This is a genomic window from Acaryochloris sp. CCMEE 5410 (assembly GCF_000238775.2).
Taxonomy (GTDB): Bacteria; Cyanobacteriota; Cyanobacteriia; order Thermosynechococcales; family Thermosynechococcaceae; genus Acaryochloris.
In genome coordinates this window covers 2,346,525-2,369,976 of sequence record NZ_AFEJ02000001.1, presented here as the reverse complement: position 1 = coordinate 2,369,976, position 23,452 = coordinate 2,346,525, and the positions used below count along the sequence as shown (strand labels likewise).

The window sequence follows — 23,452 nt, the reverse complement described above, 5'->3', positions numbered from 1 at the left end:
TTCTTGAGTTTCCCGAAAAGAAAGATGGAGAATTTATTCTTGCCGTTAAGTCCGGTATTATCACGATTAGTGAAAAATCGTAAAATCAGGCATATATAGAAGAATATAAGCGTAAAATCGCTTGTAAATTCTTGAACCTGGCGACCGTCTTGCCTTGACTATCCCCATTTCATAAATTCTCGTTTTCTCGCTGTTACTGATACCTGCCAGAACGCTTGTGCAAGATACCACTCAGCTCGGTGTGAATGTGATTCCAGGAGATATCACATCCCCTACGCTTAGAGAAGCTCGTAGTCATCCTCCCCAAGCCGGACAGTCTGGTTCGGGTTCTCCTGGGAAAAGAGTCAGTCGCGCCCATCATCTGCTGGTGATCAAAACCAGCGACCATCAGCAAACTGTCGTCTTAGAAGCGGCCACCTATTCTATTGGACGCCATCCTGCTAATTCCATTGTGTTGAATATGGGAACCGTCTCCCGCCAACATGCGCTATTGCTACGGATTCATGAACCGAAGACGGGAAATCATTTCTTTCGTATTATTGATGGCAATATTCAGGGGCGGCGTAGCCGTAATGGCTTATGGATTAACGGGAAGCGCCGATTTTCTCATGATCTCAAAGATCAGGAAATCATCTCTTTTGGCGAGGATATTCAAGCCACCTATCACTTAGTTACGGGGTTCCCTGAAGAGTATGAGCTCGATGACTTGCTTGCTGTAAACTCTCTAGACCCGCCTACTCCTTCGTCCCTCAGTACTCAGACTCTCCTGCCCTCCGATACAGAATTACGCAATTTGGGAGAAGCGGCTCTGGTTCGTCTCTCCTCTTTTCCGGAGTTAATGCCCCATCCCATCATTGAAACGGATTTTAGCGGCAGCATCACTTACATTAATCCGGCAGCGGTGGCTCAGTTTCCAGATATTTTGGAGTCCGATCAGCATCCCCTATTGCAAGGATTTTTATCTGAAGTCAAGAAAGCGGACAATACCTACTTTGTGCGGGAAGTACATGTTTGCGATCGCGTCTTTGAACAGTCTATTCACTGCATGCCGGAAAGCCAGGTGATTCGCAGTTATCTCGTCGATATTACCCAGCGCAAACGGGCCGAACAAATTCTCCGAGAAAGCGAAGAACGCTATGCGGCGGCGGCTCGGGGGGCTAATGATGGTCTCTGGGACTGGCACTTGCGATCCAATCGGGTGTATTTTTCCCCCCGCTGGAAAGCGATGATTGGCTATGAAGAAGAGGAAATTAGCGATCGCTGCGAAGAATGGCTTGATCGGCTTCACCCCAGCGATCGTGATCGGCTCAAGCAAGAATTATCGATGCATCTCAAGGGTGAAACCAACCACTTTCAAAGTGAATTTCGCTTGCGTCATAAAAATGGGGAATATCGCTGGTTCCGCAGTCGGGGTATGGCCTTGCGTGATGCCGATCAGCAGCCCTACCGCATTGCGGGTTCCCAGACGGATATCACGGAATATCACTTGGCCCGAGAGCAGTTGGTGCACGATGCCCTCCATGATGCCTTAACCTGCTTACCCAATCGGGTATTATTCATGGATCGCCTCACCCAGGCCATTAAGCAATACCAGCGCCACCCTGAGGATCAGTTTGCCACTTTATTTTTGGACTTAGATCGGTTCAAAATTATCAACGATAGTCTGGGCCATATGATTGGCGATCGGCTGTTAATCGAAGTGGGTAACCGACTGCAATTTTGCCTGCGCGATCAAGATACCGTTGCTCGCATTGGCGGGGATGAATTTGTGATTTTGTTGAACACCATCCAGAATATGGAGCATGTTCTTCAGACGGCTGAACGAATCCAACAGCAGTTAAAGCAGGCTTTTAGCATTGAGGGCCATGAGATTTTTACGGGCACTAGTATCGGGATTGCCCTGAGCAGCCCTGAATACCAACATGCGGAAGAATTGCTGCGAGATGCGGACACCGCTATGTACCGGGCTAAAAACCTGGGTAAAAATCGGTACGAAATCTTTAGTAGCAGTATGCGATCGCAAGTGCTGGCCCTCTCTCAACTCGAAAATGATCTGCGGCGAGCTATTGATCGGCAAGAGTTTCAGCTGTTCTATCAACCAATTGTGTCTTTAGATACCCAAAACCTAGTGGGGCTAGAGGCCTTGGTGCGTTGGCATCATCCAGAACGGGGCTTAATCCTGCCGTCGGAGTTTGTGCCGATGGCGGAAGAGGCCGGTCTGATTATTCCCTTAGGCGGGTGGGTATTGGCCCAAGCCTGCCGTCAAATGCAGCTGTGGCAACAGCATTACAGCTTGGCCACGGATCTACAGCTCAATGTCAATATTTCGAGTCGGCAATTTTCTCAACCCAACTTTGTCAACGATATCCATGCCGTTCTCGAAGACACGAACTTACCCTGTCACCGGCTTAAGCTAGAGATTACCGAAGGGGTGCTTATGGATCATGCTTCAGATGTGGCCGATAAGCTGGATGCTATTAAGACCTTGGGCATCAAACTGGGCATTGATGACTTTGGCACTGGCTATTCTTCCTTGAATTATCTGAATGCGTTCCCAGTAGATACCCTCAAAATTGATCGCTCCTTTGTGGAGCGTATGAGTTCTGAAGAAGGGTTTGAGATTGTCAGAACTATTGTCAACCTAGCCCATAACCTTCATATGGATGTGGTGGCGGAAGGCGTAGAGCTAGAAGAACAAGCCGAAGAACTGACCCAAATGAATTGTGAATATGCCCAAGGCTATTTATTCTCAGAACCCACGGATACAGTGGGCATGGAGGAATTTCTGCTCAACTATTGCAATTAGCCTTCACTTTTGTAGAGATTGCAAATAAGACTGGGGGTCATGGGCCACCCATCCCAAGCTGGACCGATATCGCACTTCGAACCTCAGGGCCGTCTGGGGAGCAGAGGCCACCTCACCCAGCAAATGGCCGGGCTGGACCTGTTGCCCCACCTTGACCTGCAAATTTTGGAGCCGCCCATAGCGGGTTTGTCGACCTTGGGCATGGCGAATAAACACCTCTTGGCCAGATGAACCCCGTTCCCCGGCAAAAACGACTGTACCGGAGCTAACGGCATAGACCGGGGTGCCGGGCGTTGCCTGCAAATCGACGCCGCTGTAGAACTGCATTTTGCGGGTCTCTGGATTGACGCGCCAGCCGTAAGTTCCTAATACCGATGCGGGCTGTGGTAACGGATAGCGATCGCGTCCCGTTACCGATCGAGGGGATTGGAAGGTGTTGCCCACCGACTGAAGCGGGGCAATCCCTGTGGGGCGAGAGTTGATGCTGGGAGACCAGGTGATACCGGGTACAAACGCAACCTTGGGAGAGGTCTGACATCCATTCACTTCAAACAAGACTTCCGAGCTAATGCGGTAGGCTTTTGCCACAGCCTGCAGGCCAGACCCTGCAGGCACGGCGACCAAAATGCCGTTATAGGGGGGCACCACTAAGTTCATGCCTGCCCTAGCTCGTCCTTGCCTAAGTTTAGGATTCATACCCTTGAGGGTGGCAGTGGATAGGCCATATTGCTGGGCGATGCTGGCCAAGGTTTCCCCCGACTTGACCGAATGCCGCACTAACCGAGACAAGACAGAGGCAGGACATAGCCGGGAGGGGGCTGACTGAGCATGGGCGACTAGGTGACCACTCGCCACGCTGCCTAAGGTCCAAGGTATGATTGCAAACAGATGGCAAAAGTTGAATTTGGCCATAATACCCAATTGCTCCCAGGTTAGAGTGGAGTAAAGAATCCAGATCACGCTGAATGCGCACTAGTTTTACGATAATGCAGCGATCCCTTAAACATCTAGTCTTTTCTCTATTGGTAGGAAGTGCGCTGCTCCAGACCGGCTGTCAAAGTTGGTTTAATCGAGGGGGCAACACTGCTGAGAGTCCCCAAAGTATCCCCGAAATTCCGGCCACAGAAATTGCCAATCGCTCCCAGATTAGTTCTGACTTGATTGTCAAAATGGTGGACCAAGTCGGTCCTTCTGTGGTGCGCATTAATGCTGCCCGTAGCTCTAAAGGGTCATTTGGTCTGTTTGATCGTCCTGATCGTTCCCTAGAGCAAGGGACGGGGTCTGGGTTTATTTTTGATGAGACCGGCTTGGTCCTAACCAATGCCCATGTCGTTGAAGGTGCTGATGAAGTAACAGTTGTGCTCAAAGACGGCCAGCAGTTTCCCGGCACTGTCGAGGGGGCTGATCCCCTCACCGACATTGCTGTGATTAAGATAGAGGCGAAGGAGTCGCTGCCTGCCCTTGAACTGGGAGATTCAGATACGTTACAGCCTGGAGACTGGGCCATTGCCATTGGGAATCCCTTGGGGCTGAACAATACGGTGACCATGGGGATTATTAGCGCCACGGATCGGTCTAGTTCCCAGCTAGGAGCCCCGGACCAGCGCGTTAACTTTATCCAAACAGATGCTGCGATTAATCCGGGGAATTCTGGGGGACCGCTGCTCAATCTTAAAGGTGAAGTGATTGGAATTAATACGGCGATTATTCGCGAGTCCCAGGAGTCGGGAGTCACGGCCCAGGGGCTGGGCTTTGCCATTCCCGTGAAGATTGCCGACCGCATTAGTAAGCAATTATTGAATGATGGGAAAGTTGCCCATCCCTATTTGGGAATTCGAATGGTGAGCGTGTCGGCAGAGACGAAGGCGTTGTTACAAGAAGAGCTGGACCTACAAGTCCAGCAAGAGAAAGGGGTGCTGGTGGTGGATGTCTTGTCCGATTCGCCAGCGGCAGCGGCTCAGTTAAAGTCTGGCGATGTGATTGTACAAATTGGCAAAACCCAAATTGATAATACGGAGCAACTACAGCAGCTCTTACAGTCTGTGACGCCGGGTGATCAGCTCTCCCTCACGATCATGCGGAAGAATCAGAAACGCCAAGCCCAACTGGAAGTGGGCACCCTCAAACCGAAAACCTTTTCGCGACGGTCTTAAGCGCTGAGGCGATGGATTTATTTGAGCAGCATCGTCAACAGCTTTTAGAAACGGAAGCTCCCCTAGCCGCGCGGTTGCGTCCCCGCACTTTGGATGAGTTTGTGGGCCAGGACGAGATTGTGGGCCCAGGACGATTACTGCGGCGGGCAATCCAGGCGGATCAACTCTCTTCACTGATTTTCTATGGTCCTCCGGGCACGGGCAAAACCACCCTGGCTCAGATTATTGCCAATACAACCCAAGCTCATTTTCTAGCCTTGAATGCGGTTTTAGCAGGCATCAAAGATATTCGCTCATCCGTGGATGAGGCCCAAGACCGACGAGGTCAATATGGTCAACGCACCATTCTGTTTGTAGATGAGGTGCATCGATTCAATAAAGCCCAACAGGATGCCTTGCTGCCTTGGGTGGAGAATGGCACGGTGATTTTAATTGGGGCAACCACGGAAAATCCCTATTTTGAGGTTAACAAAGCCCTGGTGAGCCGATCGCGAATTTTTCAGTTGCGATCTTTGATGCCAGATGACCTTCGGCAGGTACTAGAGCGAGCCTTGCAGGATAAATACTTCGGCTATGGCGATACGGCCATTGAGCTGGAAGAAGCCGCAACGGAGCACCTGATTAATGTGGCGAATGGGGATGCCAGAGCGTTGCTGAATGCTTTAGAACTGGCGATCGAAACCACCGAGCCCGATGACCAGGGCGTAATTCCCATTACCTTGGCCGTTGCGGAAGCCTCTATCCAACGGCGGGCGGTTCTCTATGACAAAGAAGGCGATGCCCATTTTGATACGATCAGCGCCTTTATCAAAAGTATGCGGGGGTCAGACCCCGATGCGGCTCTCTATTGGCTAGCCCGTATGGTTTATGCCGGGGAAGATCCCCGCTTTATCTTTCGGCGGATGATCATTTTAGCCAGTGAGGATGTGGGGCTAGCGGATCCGCAGGCCGTCGGTGTGGTGATGGCCTGTGCTCAAGCCTTTGATCGCATCGGGTTACCGGAGGGGCAATATCCCTTGGCCCAGGCAGCCCTTTACTTATCGACCGCTCCCAAATCCAATAGCGCTTTGGCCTATTTCGATGCTTTGGCCTCAGTTGAGAAGGAACGGGAGGGAGATGTTCCTAATCCCCTTAGGGATAAAAGTCGTGATAAACATGCCTTTGGTCATGGCGCAAATTACAAATATCCCCATGCCTATCGCGATCACTGGGTTGCCCAACAATATCTACCAGACAGTCTTCAAGGACAGGTCTTTTACCAACCGTCCGATCAAGGGGCTGAAGCGGCAATTCAAACTCAGATTGCGCGTCAGCGAGAAGCTCAACTCTCGGGAATTTCTGAGGCGAGTACCCAGGAGACGGTCAGTTACGGCCCGAAAGACTCGAAGCGGGAACGATGGTTACAGCGCACCATGAGTCAGACGGGCGATCATGCGGCTTGGGTGCGCGATCGCATTTTCAGTTTCACCCAAATTCAACGCCATCATGTGGTGCTGGAAGTCAACAGTCAAACGGGACTACTCACCTGGGAAGCCCTCCGGCGAACGCCTGAAGGCAGTGTCTATACCCATGTTTCCACCGATAAAGTCGCCCAAATGCTGGCAGCCCAGGCTAAAGCACTGGCAACCTTGCAACGTCCCATCTTTTTATCTGGGCTAAGTTCAAACCTAGAAAGTCTGGTTCATGACCATACCCCCGATCTTCAGTTTGATTGGATTTTAGGTCGAAACGCCTTTGCCAATCTGATGCATCAAACAGATCAGCCTGCGGCTAAGAAGCTTGCCCAGAATTTAATCAACCTTTTGAGACCGACGGGTCAAATAGTTCTCGCCGAAACGATTCCCAAATATGGGCAACGAATTTGTGATTTGGTAAAGGCAGAAGAGGTAGAAAAGGCTTTATACCAGCGTTGGCAAACGGCTGAAGCTGAATTATATCAAGGTGATACGGGCGATACGCAACTCACTTGGGATGAATCTGATCTACAAGCTGCATTTGCTGATCAACCGTTCACAATAGACTTAGAACAAACTGACATGAGCCTATATGTCACTCCTAAGTTGATTGAACGGTGGTTTGCGACAAGTGGTGATCGTCCTTCTTATGGAAAGCGTCTAGGGCAGCATTGTTCAGCGACAGATGTAAAACAGATTCACGCGCTGTTGTCTCAAAAGCTATTACACAAAACCACTCAATGGCGAACCACTCTTGCATTTGTCCATGTCCGCTGTCCTAAATAAGTACAGCAAATGGTACTGGTCTTGGCATCCTTACAACTGGCTACATTTTTTGACTGCTTCGTTCAGGTCGTAATCATCAGGATTAGCTGCTAGTAATTCTTCCAGATGCACCAGATATTGGGGCTGTGGAAATTCTACGGCAGCTTCAATCACTAGATTGTCGACGGATGGTAGTGCTAATTCCTTGAGCATTACAGGGATAACGCGGGTATCTTGACGTTTAGCAAGGCCCATAACCGCCTCTCCTCGGATTTCATCATCAGGATCCGATAAACCCTGAAACAGAACCTCACGAACCTGGGGAGAATCGGCATCACTTAAGTTACCCAAACCAAACAATGCCCAATTACGCACATCATAGTCATCGTCCTGCGCTAATCGACACATCATTGCGACTGCAAGGTCAGAGCGATCGCACTGAGGACCGCCTAAAGCATAGGCCACTGAGCAACGGACATCGGCAGAATCGTGATTGGCAAATGCCACCAGTTCACTACTGTCCCACAAGAAATCATAGGATGCATGGTGACCCAAAGCATTGATAGCACTGCAAAGAACGTCCGTTTCAGGATCGTGGAGCAGCGACAACAGAATTGGCAGTGCAGCGTCGCCAAATGGATAAGGTGAGTGGCGATCTGCACATCCAAGTTGTGATAAGACGGCAGCCCCCAATGCTCTCATACAGAAGTCAGAGCTTTTACACCATTCCACAGCAGTATCAAATATCAGTGAGTCTGAACGGAGATGAAGAGCGTAAAGAATATCCCCGTATAGATCACTTTCATCATCGTCAGAACGAGCGCATTGTTCTGCTTGAGAAAGAAGTTGGTCTGTCGGTAAGGTTGTGAGCGAATCATTCATTAGATCAAGATTTTATGATTGAGATAATACCTACAGATAGGGCTTGATTTCCCATATCCTGATCTGGGCGGCTGCTCCATCTACAAGAATGCGTGTTTGTTGCCCAGCAATCCCAAACTCAAACTGGAGACCATCATCATATCCACGATTATTCGTGAGCTGCCACACCAGGGTTGTTTTACGTTCCTCCTAGAAAAAATAGGATGGTTCTACTGACCAACAGTAGAGAGACCGATGAGCCATCTAATCGATACTTTGAAGCAAGTCCCGGATTTCCGCAGTGCCCATGGCCGTATTCATCCGTTATGGCTGCTGTTGCTATTGATGGTGATGGGCATGCTTGCTGGATATCAAGGGTACCGTCCGTTAGAAACCTTTGTGAGCGATTATCGCCAGCCTTTAAGTGAGCTATTGGGGCTTGAGAGCCTCGAAGTTCCGTCTCACTGTACCTTTCGTCGAGTGATGAAGGGGCTTGACTTCCAAGCGTTGAGCCACCAATTTGAAGCATGGATGCTCTCGAAAGCCCAGACTCACTCTCCCGATAATTATGCAGCCTCCATTGATGGCAAACGGATTCGTCAGGGGCTGACAGATGCCAAGGGGAAGCAGCGTTTTGTAGGGTTGGTGAGTTTATTTGCGGTGGAAGCAGGCATCACCCTCAAGCTCGAAGCCCTCACTCAGGAGGATAATAGCGAAATCAAAGTCGTCCAGGCACTGTTGGAAACCCTTCAACTCGATGGCTTGCTGATTACCATGGATGCCTTACACGCCCAAAAAACACTTGAGAAGATTGTGGCCTCGGGTAACGACTATCTTGTGGCGGTCAAATCCAATCAGGGAAGACTTTACGACCACCTCCAGACTTACTTTGAGTGTCTTAAACCCATGGCTGAGCACATCCACTCCGCCCAAAGTAGAGGACGAGATGAACATCGGTGTATACAGGTTTATGAGCCTGTCGGCATAGCCCTACAAGAATGGGAGGCAATTCGCTCTGTGCTTTGTGTCCAACGATGGGGCACTCGCAAAGGAAAGGAGTATCACAATACGGCCTATTACATCAGTTCAGCTGCCACCTCACCCCAGCATTGGCAATCTCTGGTCCGAGAACATTGGGGCATTGAAAATCGGTTGCATTGGCCGAAGGATGTTGTTTTTGGCGAAGATGATTATCGACTCGAAGATGAACAAGCACTGCTCAATTGGTCAGTGCTTAGAACTATTGGGATTAATATCCTGCGGCTAAACGACTATCAATCCCTCAAAACCGCGATGACTAAGCTGGCTAATCGGGTCGATATTATTTTTTCGCTGCTAACTTAAAACAGCCCTGGCTGCCACACAGAGAAAAGCTGCATCCCTAGAATTTCTTTCCACGGTTTTTGCTGCGATAAATCTATCCTAAAATGAGGTGCAAACTGGAAACCGTTCGAAATATAAACTTCATCAGTTTCACCACTACAGACTATGCCGACCTGGTAGTCCCCAAAAAATAAGATTAGGGCTTCCAAATTGTCTCCCCCCAGCAAATCATTAGAGGTATAAAAACTTTTGGCTTTGCAGCGTTCGACTCTTTGCAAGATAAGTGGTACATCACCCTCTAGCAAATTTACTAAGCTCTCATAACTGGAACAGAACATATGAGTCTTCTTTCAGAAGGCAGACCATACAATCTCAGTATGTTTGTGATGACAGATGAATGGAATGGAGAAATAAGGAATATTGACATCCCCCAGGTGATATTTCAGGCATCAGCAAGATGAGGGTTTTCCGATGCAAGACAAGACAACACTGTATTAGACAAGTGATATTCTTCTGAATTTACGCTACTGGAATTCATCCTTGTGCTGACGGCTGCAGCCAGTGCAGTGACATTACAGATACCATATTGCTCAAGCCCAACCTCTACTAACTGGATGAGGATACGTAACACATCCAGTCGAACCTCGATGTATTCATCTTGCAAAGCTTCTAGCAATCGAGAATCAAAGGCTTGTAAATCAATGTGGATATAGCGAAGCGCGCGAGCTGCATTAGCCCGAATCGTGGGCGAACTATCCTGTAGCGATGTAAATAGCTGAGGTTCAATGAGTTCAGGTGCATGGTTGTATCGTAGCCCCCAAGCAGCTAGATCTGCCTGATCACCTTGAGCCTCCCTCAGCAGCTTTAATAGCTGGTTCACACCTGCTGGTATGACATGACCCATGAGTTGGGCACAGCTTTCACGCACCTGATTCTCTTCTTCGTCATCACACAGAGTTACGAGTAAGGGGGCAATCGCTGCTTCGCCCATCTCCCAAAGTAGATCATAGGCATTGTCGTGACGGAGTTGCGATCGCAACTCCGCAATCAATTCGTTTACTAATTTCACCACCAGACTATTGATGTCTTTCAAATGTTTACGAGAGATTGGGCTTAAACCAAACAGGCTTTAGCCCCTGATCCAGTAAAGCTTTTGCATGGGGCTGAGGTGCAAAAGGGATGTGACCCGCTTGATGCAGTTGGGTCGCTAGATTTTGGGCATAGCGATGGGCCAAGGCTTCTTTCTCTTGCGAAGGTTTAGAGTCAAACTCTTGGCGCAGCCGCTCATCTTCGGCTTCGCTAGTGGTATCAAGACTGGGTAGAATAACGCTTTGCATCCAATCCACATAATGTCCAAGTTCATGGAATAGAGTTCGAAAGAGAACAGTATTGCGAACCGACTCATCAGTTCGGTGGATCGTGTAATCACGTCGTCTTTTTTCGATCCGATGGCCATCAGCTTCCAGTCGAGTGAGTTCATCGCGAGCGTCTGGCCCTAGGGAGAGAGACCACCGCAAGGGGGTATTGAGATTATGGGCTTCGATACAAATTGCGGTCCCTGAATGTGGCCCAGGTGTCGCATAGTACAGGAAACGGCCCCAGACAGGATTGAGTTGATCTTGTTTGCGCGTCGGTTGACGAAAAATAATCAGCTCCAAGCCCTCCAGGTCAGACTGGGGAACGTATTCTAAAACAGACATCACATCTGCGACAGTACAGGGATAAAAACACTCCGGGCGCGGAGGCTCCACTAGAAATGTCAGTTCACATTCACCAATCTTTTCCTGAATCGCAATAGGCTGGTTAAGCACTTCCCAAAACACCCGATCATCGGGCCAAGATTTTGGAATCACTAACTGATTATTTTGTCCCTGCCCTTGTTTGGAAGTACCAATATTGCGATTGCGACGGTTAGGATTCCAGCCTTTGCGCATGTCCAGTTCCTAGAGATGCGTCAATGCTAGCCCACCTGCCAGAGTAACTCAGTGATCGTTGTCCCACCGAGATCTCTGCAATCGTTAAAGCCAACCGAATTGCAGTCAAGATTTCATCCAATGAACAGACTGGGAGGCTATATCGCTTGGAGGGCGTGGTTTGGTCGGTTGCGATCGCACGGACAATGCAGAACGTCTGATAGGTCTCCATAGTAAAAATAAAGGCTTGACTGGCCGAACAAAGCCACCTGGAAAAATTTTTCGCCTTGATGTTCGATCTCGATTTTGTTTGGGCAACCTGAGTCTAATCAAGCTACTGCTAGAATTTGTACTATCTGGTTTTAGCTTGACTTAAATCAGAAATAATCATCAAAAAAGTCCCTACCCCCTCTCTCTGTATGAGTTAGGGGGTATTTATTAAGGCAACGCCACCCATGGGACTGCAGGCACCTCCCGTTGGGTTAAAGCTTTATGTTTCAGGTTTCAGGGGGATATCCATAAGATGCATGGACTAACGGTATGTTCGCAGTCCTCTCATCTAGCGTCTGCAGAAATCGATCAATTCGACCGACACTAAAAAAGCCCCCGATTATTCGGGGGCTTTCCATCAAACTTTATCGTTTGAAGTTAGAGTCTACAGAGCGTTACCGCGGGGTAGAACTTCTTCAGGGAAGATGAAGTTTTCATGGATTTGGTCTTGGGGTGCCATCCAAGCACGTAGACCTTCATTCAAGAGAATGTTCTTGGTGTAGAAGGTTTCGAACTCAGGGTCTTCAGCAGCCCGGATTTCCTGGCTAACGAAGTCATAAGCACGCATGTTGAGGGCGATACCCACGAGGCCAATGGCAGAAGCCCATAGACCAGTCACAGGCACGAACAACATGAAAAAGTGCAACCAACGCTTGTTGGAAAAGGCAATCCCGAAAATCTGAGACCAGAATCGGTTAGCAGTGACCATGGAGTAGGTCTCTTCTGCTTGGGTCGGAGTGAACGCAGCAAATGTATTGGCGTCTTGACCGTCTTCAAACAAGGTGTTCTCAACAGTGGCTCCGTGAATGGCGCACAACAGCGCACCACCCAAAATACCTGCAACACCCATCATGTGGAAGGGGTTGAGGGTTAGGTTGTGGAAACCTTGAGCAAATAACAAGAATCGGAAGATGCTTGTTACACCCCAGCTAGGTGCAAAGAACCAGCTGGATTGGCCCAAAGGATACATCAAAAAGACGGAAACATACACGGCGATAGGACCGCTGAAGGCAACTGCGTTGTAAGGACGCACGCCTACTAGACGGGCAATCTCGAATTGACGCAGCATGAAGCCGATCAAGCCGAAGACACCATGTAATGTGGTGAAGTTCCACAGTCCACCCAGCTGACACCAGCGGGTGAAGTCACCTTGAGCTTCGGGTCCCCAAAGTAGAAGTAGGGAGTGGCCGAGGCTGTCGGCGGGAGTGGATACAGCAACGGTCAAGAAGTTAGCCCCTTCTAGGTAGGAGCTAGCAAGACCGTGGGTGTACCAGGAAGTTACGAAAGTTGTGCCGGTAAACCATCCCCCGATGGATAGAAACGCACAGGGGAAAAGTAGGATACCTGACCAACCAATAAAGACGAACCGATCACGCTTAAGCCAGTCGTCGAGGACGTCAAACCATCCTCGCTCCTGGGCGCGTCCGACTGCTATGGTCATGGATAGATCTCCAGTTTATTTATAAATCGAAAAATGATTGCAGGAAAAATAACAGATGGTCCTGAATCGGTGTAGATATGATTAACCATAAAGTAAAGTCAACAAAAATTCACGATACTTTATGATTTCTTTCACATATTCTAATTATATGTAGAAGTCTATCGTGCTGCAGCTACCGCTGGAAAGTCTAGCCAAATATGAGGGTTAGACGGTTAATCCATGAAAACGAGCAATGATAGGCAGTGCCTGAATCCTGAGAAAGCTTAAGATTTGTCGGTTTCAGTCGTCAAGAAACTTTGCGGTCGGTCTAAGAGGGCGGTGATTGCGTTGACAGCGGTTTGAGCATTGCCCGTTAGGAATGCTGCATCTACCGTATCTGGTGTATCGGTGCGCCGATGATAGTGGGGATTGCGCAGATGGGCGGTATCGGTGAGCATCACGGCTCCTATTCCTTCAAACCAAAATGGCGTATGGTCACTGCGCAGGATGACAGGGGTTAATAGACCTTTAAAAGGAATGGAGACGGGGACTAATGCAGGTAAGGTTGGCTGATGATGCTCGCTAAAGGCATTCAGTAACGGTAGGTGCTCTGTATCGCCTGCGATCGCAAGAAAGTCTCCTTTGTCACTCGGTAGCTTCACCTTGAATTCTCCAGGGACCTGCTGACAGCCTGGTGTCGAACAGGTGTAGCCCAACATTTCCAAGATCACGACGCCGTCTAAATTTTGGAGATTTTCGGGGCGTTGGGCATAGGCATAGCTGCCCACCAGTCCGGCTTCTTCTTGATCAAATAGAACAATACGCAGGGGCCGTATCGTTTTGCGATCGCCTAGCAGTCTCGCCACTTCCAGAGCCGCCACTACCCCAGTAGCATTATCATCCGATCCGGGAGACCCTCGGACTGAATCATAATGCGCGCCCACCAGCAAGACCCCTGCATTCGGGTCTGTACCTGGACGTTCAGCCACAAGATTCACCCCTGTTTCAAAAGGCTGTTCTGTTACGGTCCAGCCAGATGCCGAGAGGGTTTGGGCCATAAACGCTCTCGTTTTCTTTAACTCGGCTGTCGTGTAGCGCTCAAAGTTCAGAGCATTGAGATCTGCCATTAACCGATCGCCATTAACAAGGGGGGGTGGCTTTGCGGTGACAGGCGGCGGAGCAGTTGCTGGAGGCGGAGCATCGGGCGGCGATGCTGCGGGTGTCGCCTCTGGCGATGGAGAGACGGGGGAGATTGAGCGACAGGCCGGGGAGACTGGCAGGACATAAAGACCACGAACAGACATGCGATCGCACTTAAGATCCAAGCTTTCCGACTTTTGAACATCTTTCCACGACTCAACCCTAGCCATTGTCGCACACCTTTCATTCCGCCTGTAGAAACCTGCAGTCGATAAAGGGATGTGTTTTTAACATGGGCTAGGGTTTAGTTGGCACCTGTTCTCTACTCAAACTGAGCTAAAAAATGGAGATCTCTGTAGATAAGAGATCTTTACAGATAGAAGGCTTCCACTAGAGTGAGGCTCAAAATCGAGATAAACAACCAGGCCGCAGCGCCCAAATAGAGGGGGCGTAGACCCATTTCCTTAAACTTATGGAGTTTGGTTTCAAGCCCCATGGCTACCATCGACACGGTCAGTAAAAATTTATTTCCTTGGGTCAGAGCCTCAGTCCAGGCAGTGGGTAAAAGCTGAAAACTGCTCACCCCAATCAGTGCCACAAAACCGAGGACAAACCAAGGAATGGGCAGTGATTTAGAATCTCCAACCCGCTGCCGAAAAGATAGAACCCCTAATGTCAACATCACCGGAATTAGGAACATCACCCGTGACAGTTTCGCAATCGTTGCCAACTCACCGCTGACTGGACTGGTCTGGAACGCTGCAGCGACCACTTGAGCCACTTCATGAATTGATGCGCCTGTCCACACCCCAAAGGCTTCTGGCGTTAGGGCTAGCCAGCCAAACAGCAGAGGATAGAGCAGCATCGATAAGGTGCCAAAAACGGTCACAATCGTGACGGCATAGGCAACATCCTCGTCCGACCCTTCAATCACACTGTTGGTGGCAACCACAGCAGAAGCGCCACAAATCGATGTACCAGATGCAATCAATTGCGAGAGTTGGCGACTCACCCCGAGCTGACGGCCGAGCCAGCAGGTAAAGATAAAGGTGCTGCCTAAGACAACCGCTACAATCCCTAGGCCTTTAGGCCCTACTTCCAGGATTTGCGACACACTCAGCCTCAGTCCCAGCAACATAATGGCGAGTCGTAAAATGCGCTTGAGGGTGAACTTAATGCCGGGCTGGCAAGACGCGGGGACCGTCAAGATATTGCGGACTGCAATCCCCAAAACCACTGCCAGAATGAGGGAACTCAGAAAATGTAAGCCCGGTAGAAAATGCAGGAATGTTGCTACTAAAGCCAGTCCAGACGTCAGCAGTAGACCGGACAAAATGGAACCCGATTTCTTTTGTGCAGACGGCTGCACAGTATAGGTTTTGGGTGCGACAGAACCCAGTTGCACAGTACGAGGTTGTTTCATGTGGAATCTCGGATTGAGCTGGACATTGTAGATATTGCGCCTAGATGAAATCTAGGTCGGGGCTTTGAGCCATAATTTCTGAAATCTCTGCATCTTCGGAGGTCTCCTGGTGCAAAACCTCTTTCAGAAACCGTTGATACGCCGTATAGAGACGGGAAGACCCGTCAGGACTTTCCACAATGAAAAAAGGAGCGGCATCAACGCTGTACTGGGCTGCTAAGGCAAAGCCCTCACTGTCAGGATTCCGTTCATCAGCAGTGACAAGGTGATCGATTCGATCTCGCAACTCTAGCGTTTCGAGCTCAGAGAGAACTCTGGCCGATTTCGCACAGGGTTGCCCATTGTGCTTAACCTTTTGAACCATGGTGATTTTCATGACACAAAGTTTTTGTAATTAGGAATAGAAATGAGGGGGGATTCAGTGTCGCGATACCCAATAAAATTGGGCACCAGGACATTTCAGGAGATGGCTAGAGCGCCATTCACCTGAGATTGAGCAACGTTCAATTTCACACCCCCTAGCGAAGTCAACTAGGCTTCGCTAGGGAACAAAAGATTTACTTCTGAGTAGTGGTGTTACTGGCGTGTAAACCACATTCTTTGTCGTCAGGATTTTCCCACCACCAGCGACCTTGGCGTTCGTGTTGATGAGGCAATGTGGAGCGGGTACAAGGAGCACAGCCAATACTAACAAACCCTTGGGAGTGTAAGGGATTGAAGGGCACCTCATTTTTATCGATATATTGCCACACTTGATCTGAAGTCCAGTTGGATAGCGGGTTGAACTTGATTAAGGTGTGGTCATCGCTGGAGAAGGCGGTATCCACTTGCATGACGGGTAAATTGGAACGGGTCTGGCTTTGATCCTGGCGCTGTCCCGTAATCCATGCATCTAGAGAGGACAACTTGCGACGCAAAGGTCGAACTTTGCGGATGCTGCAGCACTCTTTATGACCATCTTTATAGAAACTGAATAGCCCTTTTTCTCGGACTAGCGCTTCTACTTGAGCTGGATCAGGAAACAATAGCTCAATATTAAGCTTGTAACGCTTTCTCACTTGCTCAATAAACCGATAGGTTTCGGGGTGCAAACGTCCAGTATCGAGGCAGAAAACACTCACATCTGGCCGAATTTTGGCAGCCATATCAATCAAAACCACATCTTCGGCACCACTAAAAGCAATGGCAATATTGTCGAATTTTTTAAGTGCAAAACTGAGGATTTCTTGGGGATTATCCTGAGGTAGATTTGTGAGTGCACTCGGAACATCAACAGGGGAATTGACAGTATTGATCGCTTGAACCATGAACGAACTCCTTAATAAATAGGAAGACAAAAACCAGAAAAAAAGGCAAATGATACAGACTGATCCAATCCGGCAGACTGCATTAAAAGACGACAAGAACGAGGAGAAAAAGAAGGCTGTGGAACAGCCTCATACCCCACATTTGCCTTAGGTATGAATAGAAAAAGCGGTTGATGGAGCAGTATTTTGCGCCAAACGAAATGAGGATGCCGTTGGCGTCTGCTCTACCGTTGTGAGGGTAGAGCAAGGCATCAGCTCCAAAGGGATGAAACTATTTCGTTAGTTATTCATCTGCACCCAAGTTATCGAGAATCGTAGTTCTTGGGCCTATCAACACTAAAATGGTTTGAACCTATCTCGGACAGACTGTCGTCAGACTGAATACTGACGGCTAGGGACATCAAAACTGGCATAGCTAATAGTGATACGGACGCTATAAAAAATAAGATTTCTGCAATAGCCTAACTTGAACGGCCAATAGGTAGATTCCAGTCATGTATGGACATTGACGGGAATACAACGTTTTGGTGGTAATCACAAAACTATTACTGAAACAAACGCGGACGAACCTCGGAGGAAATGATAAATATGTGTTTGCAAGCACTACTTAAAGACATTGAGTTGACGCATGCATACTTCAAATCACTGGTGTCTTATGTAGATGCTGAGAGCAACAATATGAAATATAAAAAAATTAAACTTGCACAAGAACTAATCTAGTATCGAGACTTATCCTGAGTCAGAAGTAAGCTTACGTAATATATAACCATATTTGAAAACAGTTGTAAACAGAAAAAAATATAATTTTTGTCGATCAACCAAAAAAATGTGCTTTTTGTCACACAGTCGTCAAACCTATGATTATTGAGAGTAGTTAGTTAGCCTGGTGTCGAGTGCTCTATTTTTTTCTGTGGTTTTTTCTATGCTGGTATTTGTTAGAAACCTAATGAATTATTTGCCGTCATAGAATAAATAAAAGGGTTGAGTTATCAGGTTTGTAGATAGATTTTTTTGCCATTCAAAGTAATATCAACCTAGAAAATGCCAATTTCTATATAATTCCTTCGTGATAGAAATATTGAAATTGGCTTTACTAGGGGCAGATCCGTCATCCTCTGACTGCGCTAGGGCGATGAGAGTGAAAGTTCACCAGCCTTTTCACCATCATGAGGCGATGGGCTCAACTGGAAGAATGATAGGGCGTAGGGTAACAATACCCGTTTCAATCATTTCTGCACGCACACATTACGAAAATTGGCAGAAAAAGGCCGCCTCCCGGCACCTGCAGTGGCCTCTTGTCGCATTAGGTATTTGCTAGATTAATCTAAAAAAGCTAATTTTTTTGCACTGAGAGTAGAAAATCAGCTTTTTATGTGCTTTTTAATATGAATTAGTTATTTTTAGATGAAGATGGAGCTGTTTTGGCAGGATTGTTTGCAATGACAGTTTGTCCCAATTCTGCTTGACTGCCCCAAGGTTGGAGGGCGGAAGGAAGTTGCCATTGACCCCAATCAAAGCCATCTTTAATCGCCCACGATAAGTCGACTTGTTTGGGCACTTCTAAGGAATGGCTACAGGTGAGGTCGGCTTCATAAGCGTTCAAAATTTGTGCATCTTGCTCCATTTCAGGAGATTGCAAATAGAGGACTGCACAACGATACCGCTGATACCAGCCTGCGATCGCATTCTCCAACTTATCCGCAGAAGTTCGACAGACCACCGCCGCTGTTCCCCACCACCAGGCGGCCACCAACCATTGTTCTGGATCGCCCTCTTCACTCTGAAATCCGTGGATACTATTCACCAAGGTAGAAATATGCGGGCAGGCTTCGATGGCCGAGGCATCGCATTTCCAGATTGGGGCGGGTGGCTCGCTTTCTGGACGCTGCTCCCGCCAAACTTGCAGCAAAAACGCCAGTGGATCAGAGCCTTGGGCGTAGGCTGGCCAGTTTTGATGTAGCAGTCCTTCAGGGTAATGCTGCTGAAGAGCTAATAAAGGTGCTAGATGCTCAGGACTCAAAAGGGGGGCCAAAAGCTGAAGGGGGTGAGGCAGAGTCACAGGCATGATCCTAAGAGAATAAGCAAATGGAGGGAATATCCCTATCAGCAGTATCCCTGTTCACCTGGCCTACAGGCAACTAGCGCTGCCACCAGTCTCGTTGCAATTGGGGGTAGCAGTGAAGGGCTTGCCGCCAGATTTGCTCAACCACCCATGCGGGAGGTTGGGTTGAATCAACAGTTAGAATCCCTGTTTCTGTGGGCTGAATTGCTTCAACTGCGTTCAGCTGACTGGCGAGGAGTTCAACTTGCATGTAGTGAGTGTCTCGCTGAGTCAAGCGCTGGCGGAGTTCGGATTCTGATAGCTCTAACCAGACAAGCTGTACAGGTCCCAAAGCCATCAGTCTTTGACGATGCGCTTGCTTCAAGGCTGAACAGGTGAGCACGGTTTCGCGTTTTAAGTCAATGGCTCGGCGTATATCATCTGCGATCGCCTCCAGCCACCCTTGGCGATCTGCATCGGTTAGCGGTGTGTGAGCAGCCATCTTTTGGATATTGGCAGCAGAATGACGGCGATCGCCTTCTAAAAAATCACAGTCTAACCGGTCAGCCAGTAAGCGACCGATAGTCGTTTTACCGGAACCTGCCACCCCAAGCATGATCCATACTATAGGTGTTTCTGTGCTCGTCATATACCTCCTTATCTTTCGCAACCCAGATCTGATCCAAGCGCTTTTTAAAAAAGGCATCACCTAAAACTTACCTACAGTCCAGCAAGGTTGGTCATGCTATCTTGGCAATCGATTACTCTGCTTGAACTGCATCAAAGAGGGATGGCAACCATTCCCCCTTTCCTAGATCCGCTAAGTATCAAAACATCTATACAAGGTTATACTTTGCCAACATTACATCCTGATCTGCAACCTTATTTGCAAGGGGATGAGCTTCAGCATACTCTGGTGAGAGTAGAGGAGGTGTCTATTAGCCTTGCGCTGACCATCGGATAAGTTACATCAGCGCGAGATGATCAATATACCGACAAAGCCCCCTCATTTATGATCGGGATGATTGATCTGCTTGGTTTGCCAAACTTGTCTGAGCTGAGCCAAGAATGCTGGGCGAGTTAAAATTCCTTGAGATGGGCTGAACAGTAGCACCAAAATAAATAACGACGAAGACACCAATACAATTGATGGGCCAGAAGGCAGTTCCGTATAGTAGCTAAAGTAAACCCCTACAGTACTTACCCCTGCTCCCAGCACAGCCCCTAACATCATCATTTGATGTAATTCGCGCACCAGCAAATAAGCCGACAAGGCAGGTCCGACCAGTAACGCAATCACTAGGACGACCCCCACTGCCTGCATACTGGCAATAATGGTCAGGGTCGTCACTGCCATCAGGCCCACATAAAGGGCATTCACCGGCAACCCCATGGCCTGGGCACCCGTGGGGTCAAAGGTATAGAGCAGTAATTCCTTATAGGTCAGCTTTACCACTGCCAAAATCAGAACCGTTATTCCTAACGTTCGCAGAATATCTGAGGGGGCCGTGGCCAAGATATCGCCAAATAATAGGCTGTCTAAGTCAAACTTATTTTTCAGGGTCGATAGCAGCGTAATGCCAAGGGCAAAAAACGTAGAGAAGGTCAGAGCCATGGCTGAATCCGCCTTGATACGAGATTGCGATCGAATCCAGGTAATAAATAACGCCCCCGCGACCCCAGAGCTAAAAGCCCCAATCATAATGTCAATGCCCGTAAAGGCCGCAATGGACAGCCCCGGTAGCACACAGTGGGCAATCACATCCCCCAATAATGCCATCCGCTGAATAATCAGATAGCTGCCCACTACGGGGCATAATACCCCCACTAAAATGCCGATTGCCAGGGCATTGCGGATAAATTCATACCCTAATGGTTCTAGAAACCACTCCAACATGTTTGCAGCTAACAGACAAAAGACTGATCGTGGCCATGGGAGTGACCTAACACCCCTCGGTAAGCCTGTTGTAAGTTCTCAGGGGTCATGACCTTGTCGGGTAGACCATCAGCAATCAGCTGTCGATTGAGGAGTAATAGCCGATCGAGCTGAGACATGGCTTCTCCCCAGTCATGGCTACTCACTAATAGAATCTTTCCTTGAGCTTTGAGGTTGGCAAAGACCTGAAACATAATGGCTTCTGTGGGTTGATCTACGCCATTAAACGGTTCATCAAATAGAAAAATATCGGCATCTTGGGCTAAGGCGCGCGCCAAAAAGACTCGCTGTTGTTGCCCTCCCGATAATTCTCCAATGCGACGATGCTGTAGATCCAGCATCTCAACTTGCTCCAGAGCCGTTTTAACCATTTCTTTGGTAGCTCGATTTGGACCCCGGAACCATCCTAATTTGCGGGTCCGAGCCATCATCACCACATTCCATACTGTAATCGGATAGTCCCAGTCTATCTGCGATCGCTGGGGAACATAGGCCACTCGCTCCAGCTGATTGCACAGGGGACAAGTACAGAAGCTCACTTGGCCACTCACCGTGGGTACAAGCCCCAACATCGCTTTCATCATGGTGCTTTTACCAGCGCCATTGGGACCGACAATCCCTACGAGTTGGCCGGGCTCAATTTGAAAGCTAATACCATCTAACCCTCTTACCCCTCGGTAATCGACGGCGAGTTGTTGGACTTTGAGCATAGATGTGACATGAGAATGATACTCATTACTATACCCGCTTTGTCCAAACTTCAGTACAGAAGCAGCCTTGCCCCATGTAATTTGTCATAAAAGTTGATCCAATCTCTTTCAGCGATATCTCTCCGACAGGGATTGAAAATGGAGACTTGATCTCCATCTACACAATGGTATGATGGAGAATCTGAGTAAATTTATCTTGATTCCTTTACCGGAATTTGCAAACCTTACTCAAACAACCGGAGCATTTTCGACCTCAATATGATCAAACTCAGACTCAAGCGATACGGCAAAAAGAGAGCTGCTAGCTACCGAATCGTGGCCATGAATAGCCGCGATCGCAGAGATGGTCGTCCCTTGGAAGAGTTGGGATACTATAACCCCATCACGGATGAAACCCGTCTGCATGTCGATGCGATCGCAAAGCGTCTCAAAGATGGTGCTCAGCCTACAGACACCGTGCGTCGCATTTTGGAAAAAGCTAGTCTTTTAGAACCCGCCAAGGCCAAAGCCTAACCTTTTAACTTATGCCTTCAACCTCTACCACTCAGACTGATTATTCGGTCCTTGTTCGCTTTCTTGTAGAACCTTTTCTCGAAGCCTCGGATACTTTGAGCATAGACTGCGAGACGAATGCCAGTGGTAAGGTTTGGATCCGTCTGGCCTTTTCAGGAACAGATAAAGGGCGAGTGTTTGGCCGAGGTGGGCGGACCATCCAAGCGATGCGCACAGTGTTGGAAATGGCTGGCAAAGCAGCCAACCAATCGGTGTACCTGGAAGTTTTCAATGAAGGAGGGGCGAATAAGCAGCCCTCTCGCCCCAAAAGGCCTCCTCAAAAAAGGCGCCGTTAAGCAAAAGCGCTCCGCAGTTAAGAATCTATTGTTATGAGTAGTCTTAAGCTCAAGGCTACTGATAGACACAACATCAGAATTTCTGATTCGTTTTCGTTTGTCTCGCCCCTATTCATCTCAAGTCATTATGGGACTGACGCTTCAGCTACCCACCCCAGAAAGTGCAATTGCCCTAGCCGGTGAGCAGCAAGGGAATTTAAAGCTCTTTGCTCAGCAAACTGGGGCGCAATTGGTTTTGCGAGGACAAGAACTCCTTATTTCTGGAACGGATAAGCAAACACAACTTTGTCAGCAGCTGATTTATTTACTAGAAGAGGCTTGGCAAACCGGGCAACCAATCTCGCCAGTCGATATTATGGCTGCTCGCCAGGTCCTCAACACCAAGCGTCAAGAAGAATGGCAAGACCTCCAGCAGGATATTTTAGCCACGACCCGTCGAGGAGAGCAGATTCGGGCTAAAACACTTCGCCAGAGACAGTACATCCAAGCCATTCGCAAATATACGTTAACCTTTGGGATTGGTCCCGCTGGTACTGGGAAAACTTATTTGGCTGCCGTACTAGCGGTACAAGCCCTGCTAGCCAATGAGTATGAGCGGCTGATTCTGACCCGCCCAGCTATTGAAGCCGGAGAAAAACTCGGGTTTCTGCCGGGAGATTTGCAGCAAAAAGTGAACCCCTACTTGCGGCCTCTCTATGATGCCCTTTATGAGTTGATTGAGGCAGAGCGAATTACTAGCTTGATGGAGCGAGGCACCATTGAAGTTGCCCCCCTTGCCTATATGCGAGGACGGACCTTAAACCGAGCCTTTGTCATTCTTGATGAGGCGCAAAACACGACGCCCGCCCAGATGAAAATGATGCTGACCCGGCTAGGCAGGGACTCGCGAATGGTTATCACAGGCGATATCACCCAATCTGATTTACCCACTCATCAAACTTCAGGGTTGGCGGTTGCCCAAAAGATTCTGCCATCCATCGAAGGCATTTCCTTTTGTCACTTAGGCAAAGGCGACATTGTTCGCAATCCTTTAGTGTCAAAAATTATTGATGCTTACGAACATTATGAGGCTAAAAAATAGT

At 48.6% G+C, this 23,452-nt stretch carries 23 protein-coding genes; 8 read left to right on the top strand and 15 right to left on the bottom strand.

Features of this window, described 5'->3' with window-relative positions; genetic code table 11:
- Window positions 1-217 precede the first annotated feature (217 nt).
- Window positions 218-2,806, top strand: a complete 2,589-nt coding sequence (locus tag ON05_RS10680) for an EAL domain-containing protein (RefSeq protein WP_010472920.1) — start codon at window positions 218-220, stop codon at window positions 2,804-2,806.
- 3 nt (window positions 2,807-2,809) lie between these two features.
- Here ON05_RS10680 and ON05_RS10675 read toward each other — a convergent pair whose 3' ends face one another.
- On the bottom strand, window positions 2,810-3,718 hold the full coding sequence (locus ON05_RS10675; RefSeq protein WP_010472922.1) for a M23 family metallopeptidase: 909 nt from the start codon (window positions 3,716-3,718) through the stop codon (window positions 2,810-2,812).
- A 53-nt stretch (window positions 3,719-3,771) separates the two neighbouring features.
- Between ON05_RS10675 and ON05_RS10670 the strand changes: the two genes are divergently transcribed.
- Both ON05_RS10670 and ON05_RS10665 read left to right on the top strand, forming a co-directional pair.
- Window positions 3,772-4,959 carry a trypsin-like peptidase domain-containing protein gene (locus ON05_RS10670; RefSeq protein ID WP_010472923.1) on the top strand — a complete coding sequence of 396 codons (1,188 nt, stop codon included), beginning with the start codon at window positions 3,772-3,774 and terminating at the stop codon, window positions 4,957-4,959.
- Window positions 4,960-4,970: 11 nt separating this feature from the next.
- Window positions 4,971-7,199: an AAA family ATPase gene (locus ON05_RS10665; protein WP_010472924.1), complete on the top strand. Its 2,229-nt coding sequence runs from the start codon at window positions 4,971-4,973 to the stop codon at window positions 7,197-7,199.
- A 30-nt stretch (window positions 7,200-7,229) separates the two neighbouring features.
- Here ON05_RS10665 and ON05_RS10660 read toward each other — a convergent pair whose 3' ends face one another.
- Window positions 7,230-8,060 carry a HEAT repeat domain-containing protein gene (locus ON05_RS10660; RefSeq protein ID WP_039779894.1) on the bottom strand — a complete coding sequence of 277 codons (831 nt, stop codon included), beginning with the start codon at window positions 8,058-8,060 and terminating at the stop codon, window positions 7,230-7,232.
- A 30-nt stretch (window positions 8,061-8,090) separates the two neighbouring features.
- On the bottom strand, window positions 8,091-8,228 hold the full coding sequence (locus ON05_RS38485) for a DUF6334 family protein (RefSeq protein ID WP_396149046.1): 138 nt from the start codon (window positions 8,226-8,228) through the stop codon (window positions 8,091-8,093).
- Window positions 8,229-8,294: 66 nt separating this feature from the next.
- Between ON05_RS38485 and ON05_RS10655 the strand changes: the two genes are divergently transcribed.
- Complete coding sequence (locus ON05_RS10655) at window positions 8,295-9,383, top strand: ISAs1 family transposase (RefSeq protein WP_262561039.1); 1,089 nt, start codon at window positions 8,295-8,297, stop codon at window positions 9,381-9,383.
- On the opposite strand, the gene ON05_RS38480 is transcribed toward ON05_RS10655, so the two are convergent.
- The 10 genes from ON05_RS38480 to ON05_RS10610 all read right to left on the bottom strand — a co-directional run bounded on the left by ON05_RS38480 (window position 9,380) and on the right by ON05_RS10610 (window position 19,525).
- Window positions 9,380-9,700 (bottom strand): DUF6334 family protein, encoded by a 321-nt coding sequence (locus tag ON05_RS38480; RefSeq protein ID WP_396149043.1) that lies wholly within the window; start codon window positions 9,698-9,700, stop codon window positions 9,380-9,382. The genes ON05_RS10655 and ON05_RS38480 overlap by 4 nt on opposite strands.
- 104 nt (window positions 9,701-9,804) lie before the next feature.
- A complete protein-coding gene (locus ON05_RS10650) occupies window positions 9,805-10,434 on the bottom strand; it encodes a HEAT repeat domain-containing protein (RefSeq protein ID WP_262561562.1) in 630 nt (209 codons plus the stop codon).
- A 25-nt stretch (window positions 10,435-10,459) separates the two neighbouring features.
- A complete protein-coding gene (locus tag ON05_RS10645) occupies window positions 10,460-11,296 on the bottom strand; it encodes an ImmA/IrrE family metallo-endopeptidase (RefSeq protein ID WP_010471446.1) in 837 nt (278 codons plus the stop codon).
- 634 nt (window positions 11,297-11,930) lie between these two features.
- Window positions 11,931-12,986: a photosystem II D2 protein (photosystem q(a) protein) gene (psbD, locus tag ON05_RS10640; protein ID WP_010471451.1), complete on the bottom strand. Its 1,056-nt coding sequence runs from the start codon at window positions 12,984-12,986 to the stop codon at window positions 11,931-11,933.
- A 263-nt stretch (window positions 12,987-13,249) separates the two neighbouring features.
- Window positions 13,250-14,335 (bottom strand): M28 family peptidase, encoded by a 1,086-nt coding sequence (locus ON05_RS10635; protein ID WP_262561558.1) that lies wholly within the window; start codon window positions 14,333-14,335, stop codon window positions 13,250-13,252.
- 140 nt (window positions 14,336-14,475) lie between these two features.
- Entirely contained in the window at window positions 14,476-15,528 is a 1,053-nt protein-coding gene (locus tag ON05_RS10630) for a YeiH family protein (protein ID WP_010471455.1), read from the bottom strand.
- 40 nt (window positions 15,529-15,568) lie between these two features.
- Window positions 15,569-15,892 carry a hypothetical protein gene (locus tag ON05_RS10625; protein ID WP_010471457.1) on the bottom strand — a complete coding sequence of 108 codons (324 nt, stop codon included), beginning with the start codon at window positions 15,890-15,892 and terminating at the stop codon, window positions 15,569-15,571.
- 193 nt (window positions 15,893-16,085) lie between these two features.
- Window positions 16,086-16,835, bottom strand: a complete 750-nt coding sequence (locus ON05_RS10620; protein WP_010471458.1) for a phosphoadenylyl-sulfate reductase — start codon at window positions 16,833-16,835, stop codon at window positions 16,086-16,088.
- A gap of 1,390 nt (window positions 16,836-18,225) precedes the next feature.
- Window positions 18,226-18,900 carry a hypothetical protein gene (locus ON05_RS10615; RefSeq protein WP_262561555.1) on the bottom strand — a complete coding sequence of 225 codons (675 nt, stop codon included), beginning with the start codon at window positions 18,898-18,900 and terminating at the stop codon, window positions 18,226-18,228.
- Window positions 18,901-18,973: 73 nt separating this feature from the next.
- On the bottom strand, window positions 18,974-19,525 hold the full coding sequence (locus ON05_RS10610) for a gluconokinase (protein WP_236618891.1): 552 nt from the start codon (window positions 19,523-19,525) through the stop codon (window positions 18,974-18,976).
- Between the two features lie 93 nt (window positions 19,526-19,618).
- On the opposite strand from ON05_RS10610, the gene ON05_RS10605 reads away from it, so the two are divergent.
- On the top strand, window positions 19,619-19,840 hold the full coding sequence (locus ON05_RS10605; RefSeq protein WP_010471465.1) for a hypothetical protein: 222 nt from the start codon (window positions 19,619-19,621) through the stop codon (window positions 19,838-19,840).
- A 42-nt stretch (window positions 19,841-19,882) separates the two neighbouring features.
- On the opposite strand, the gene ON05_RS10600 is transcribed toward ON05_RS10605, so the two are convergent.
- Both ON05_RS10600 and ON05_RS10595 read right to left on the bottom strand, forming a co-directional pair.
- On the bottom strand, window positions 19,883-20,773 hold the full coding sequence (locus ON05_RS10600) for a metal ABC transporter permease (protein WP_010471467.1): 891 nt from the start codon (window positions 20,771-20,773) through the stop codon (window positions 19,883-19,885).
- Window positions 20,774-20,781: 8 nt separating this feature from the next.
- Window positions 20,782-21,522, bottom strand: a complete 741-nt coding sequence (locus ON05_RS10595; protein ID WP_010471468.1) for a metal ABC transporter ATP-binding protein — start codon at window positions 21,520-21,522, stop codon at window positions 20,782-20,784.
- A gap of 258 nt (window positions 21,523-21,780) precedes the next feature.
- On the opposite strand from ON05_RS10595, the gene rpsP reads away from it, so the two are divergent.
- The 3 genes from rpsP to ON05_RS10580 all read left to right on the top strand — a co-directional run bounded on the left by rpsP (window position 21,781) and on the right by ON05_RS10580 (window position 23,451).
- Window positions 21,781-22,035, top strand: a complete 255-nt coding sequence (gene rpsP / locus ON05_RS10590) for a 30S ribosomal protein S16 (protein WP_010471471.1) — start codon at window positions 21,781-21,783, stop codon at window positions 22,033-22,035.
- An 11-nt stretch (window positions 22,036-22,046) separates the two neighbouring features.
- Window positions 22,047-22,370 carry a KH domain-containing protein gene (locus ON05_RS10585; protein ID WP_010471473.1) on the top strand — a complete coding sequence of 108 codons (324 nt, stop codon included), beginning with the start codon at window positions 22,047-22,049 and terminating at the stop codon, window positions 22,368-22,370.
- Window positions 22,371-22,497: 127 nt separating this feature from the next.
- Complete coding sequence (locus tag ON05_RS10580; RefSeq protein WP_039779527.1) at window positions 22,498-23,451, top strand: PhoH family protein; 954 nt, start codon at window positions 22,498-22,500, stop codon at window positions 23,449-23,451.
- Window position 23,452: the final 1 nt, after the last annotated feature.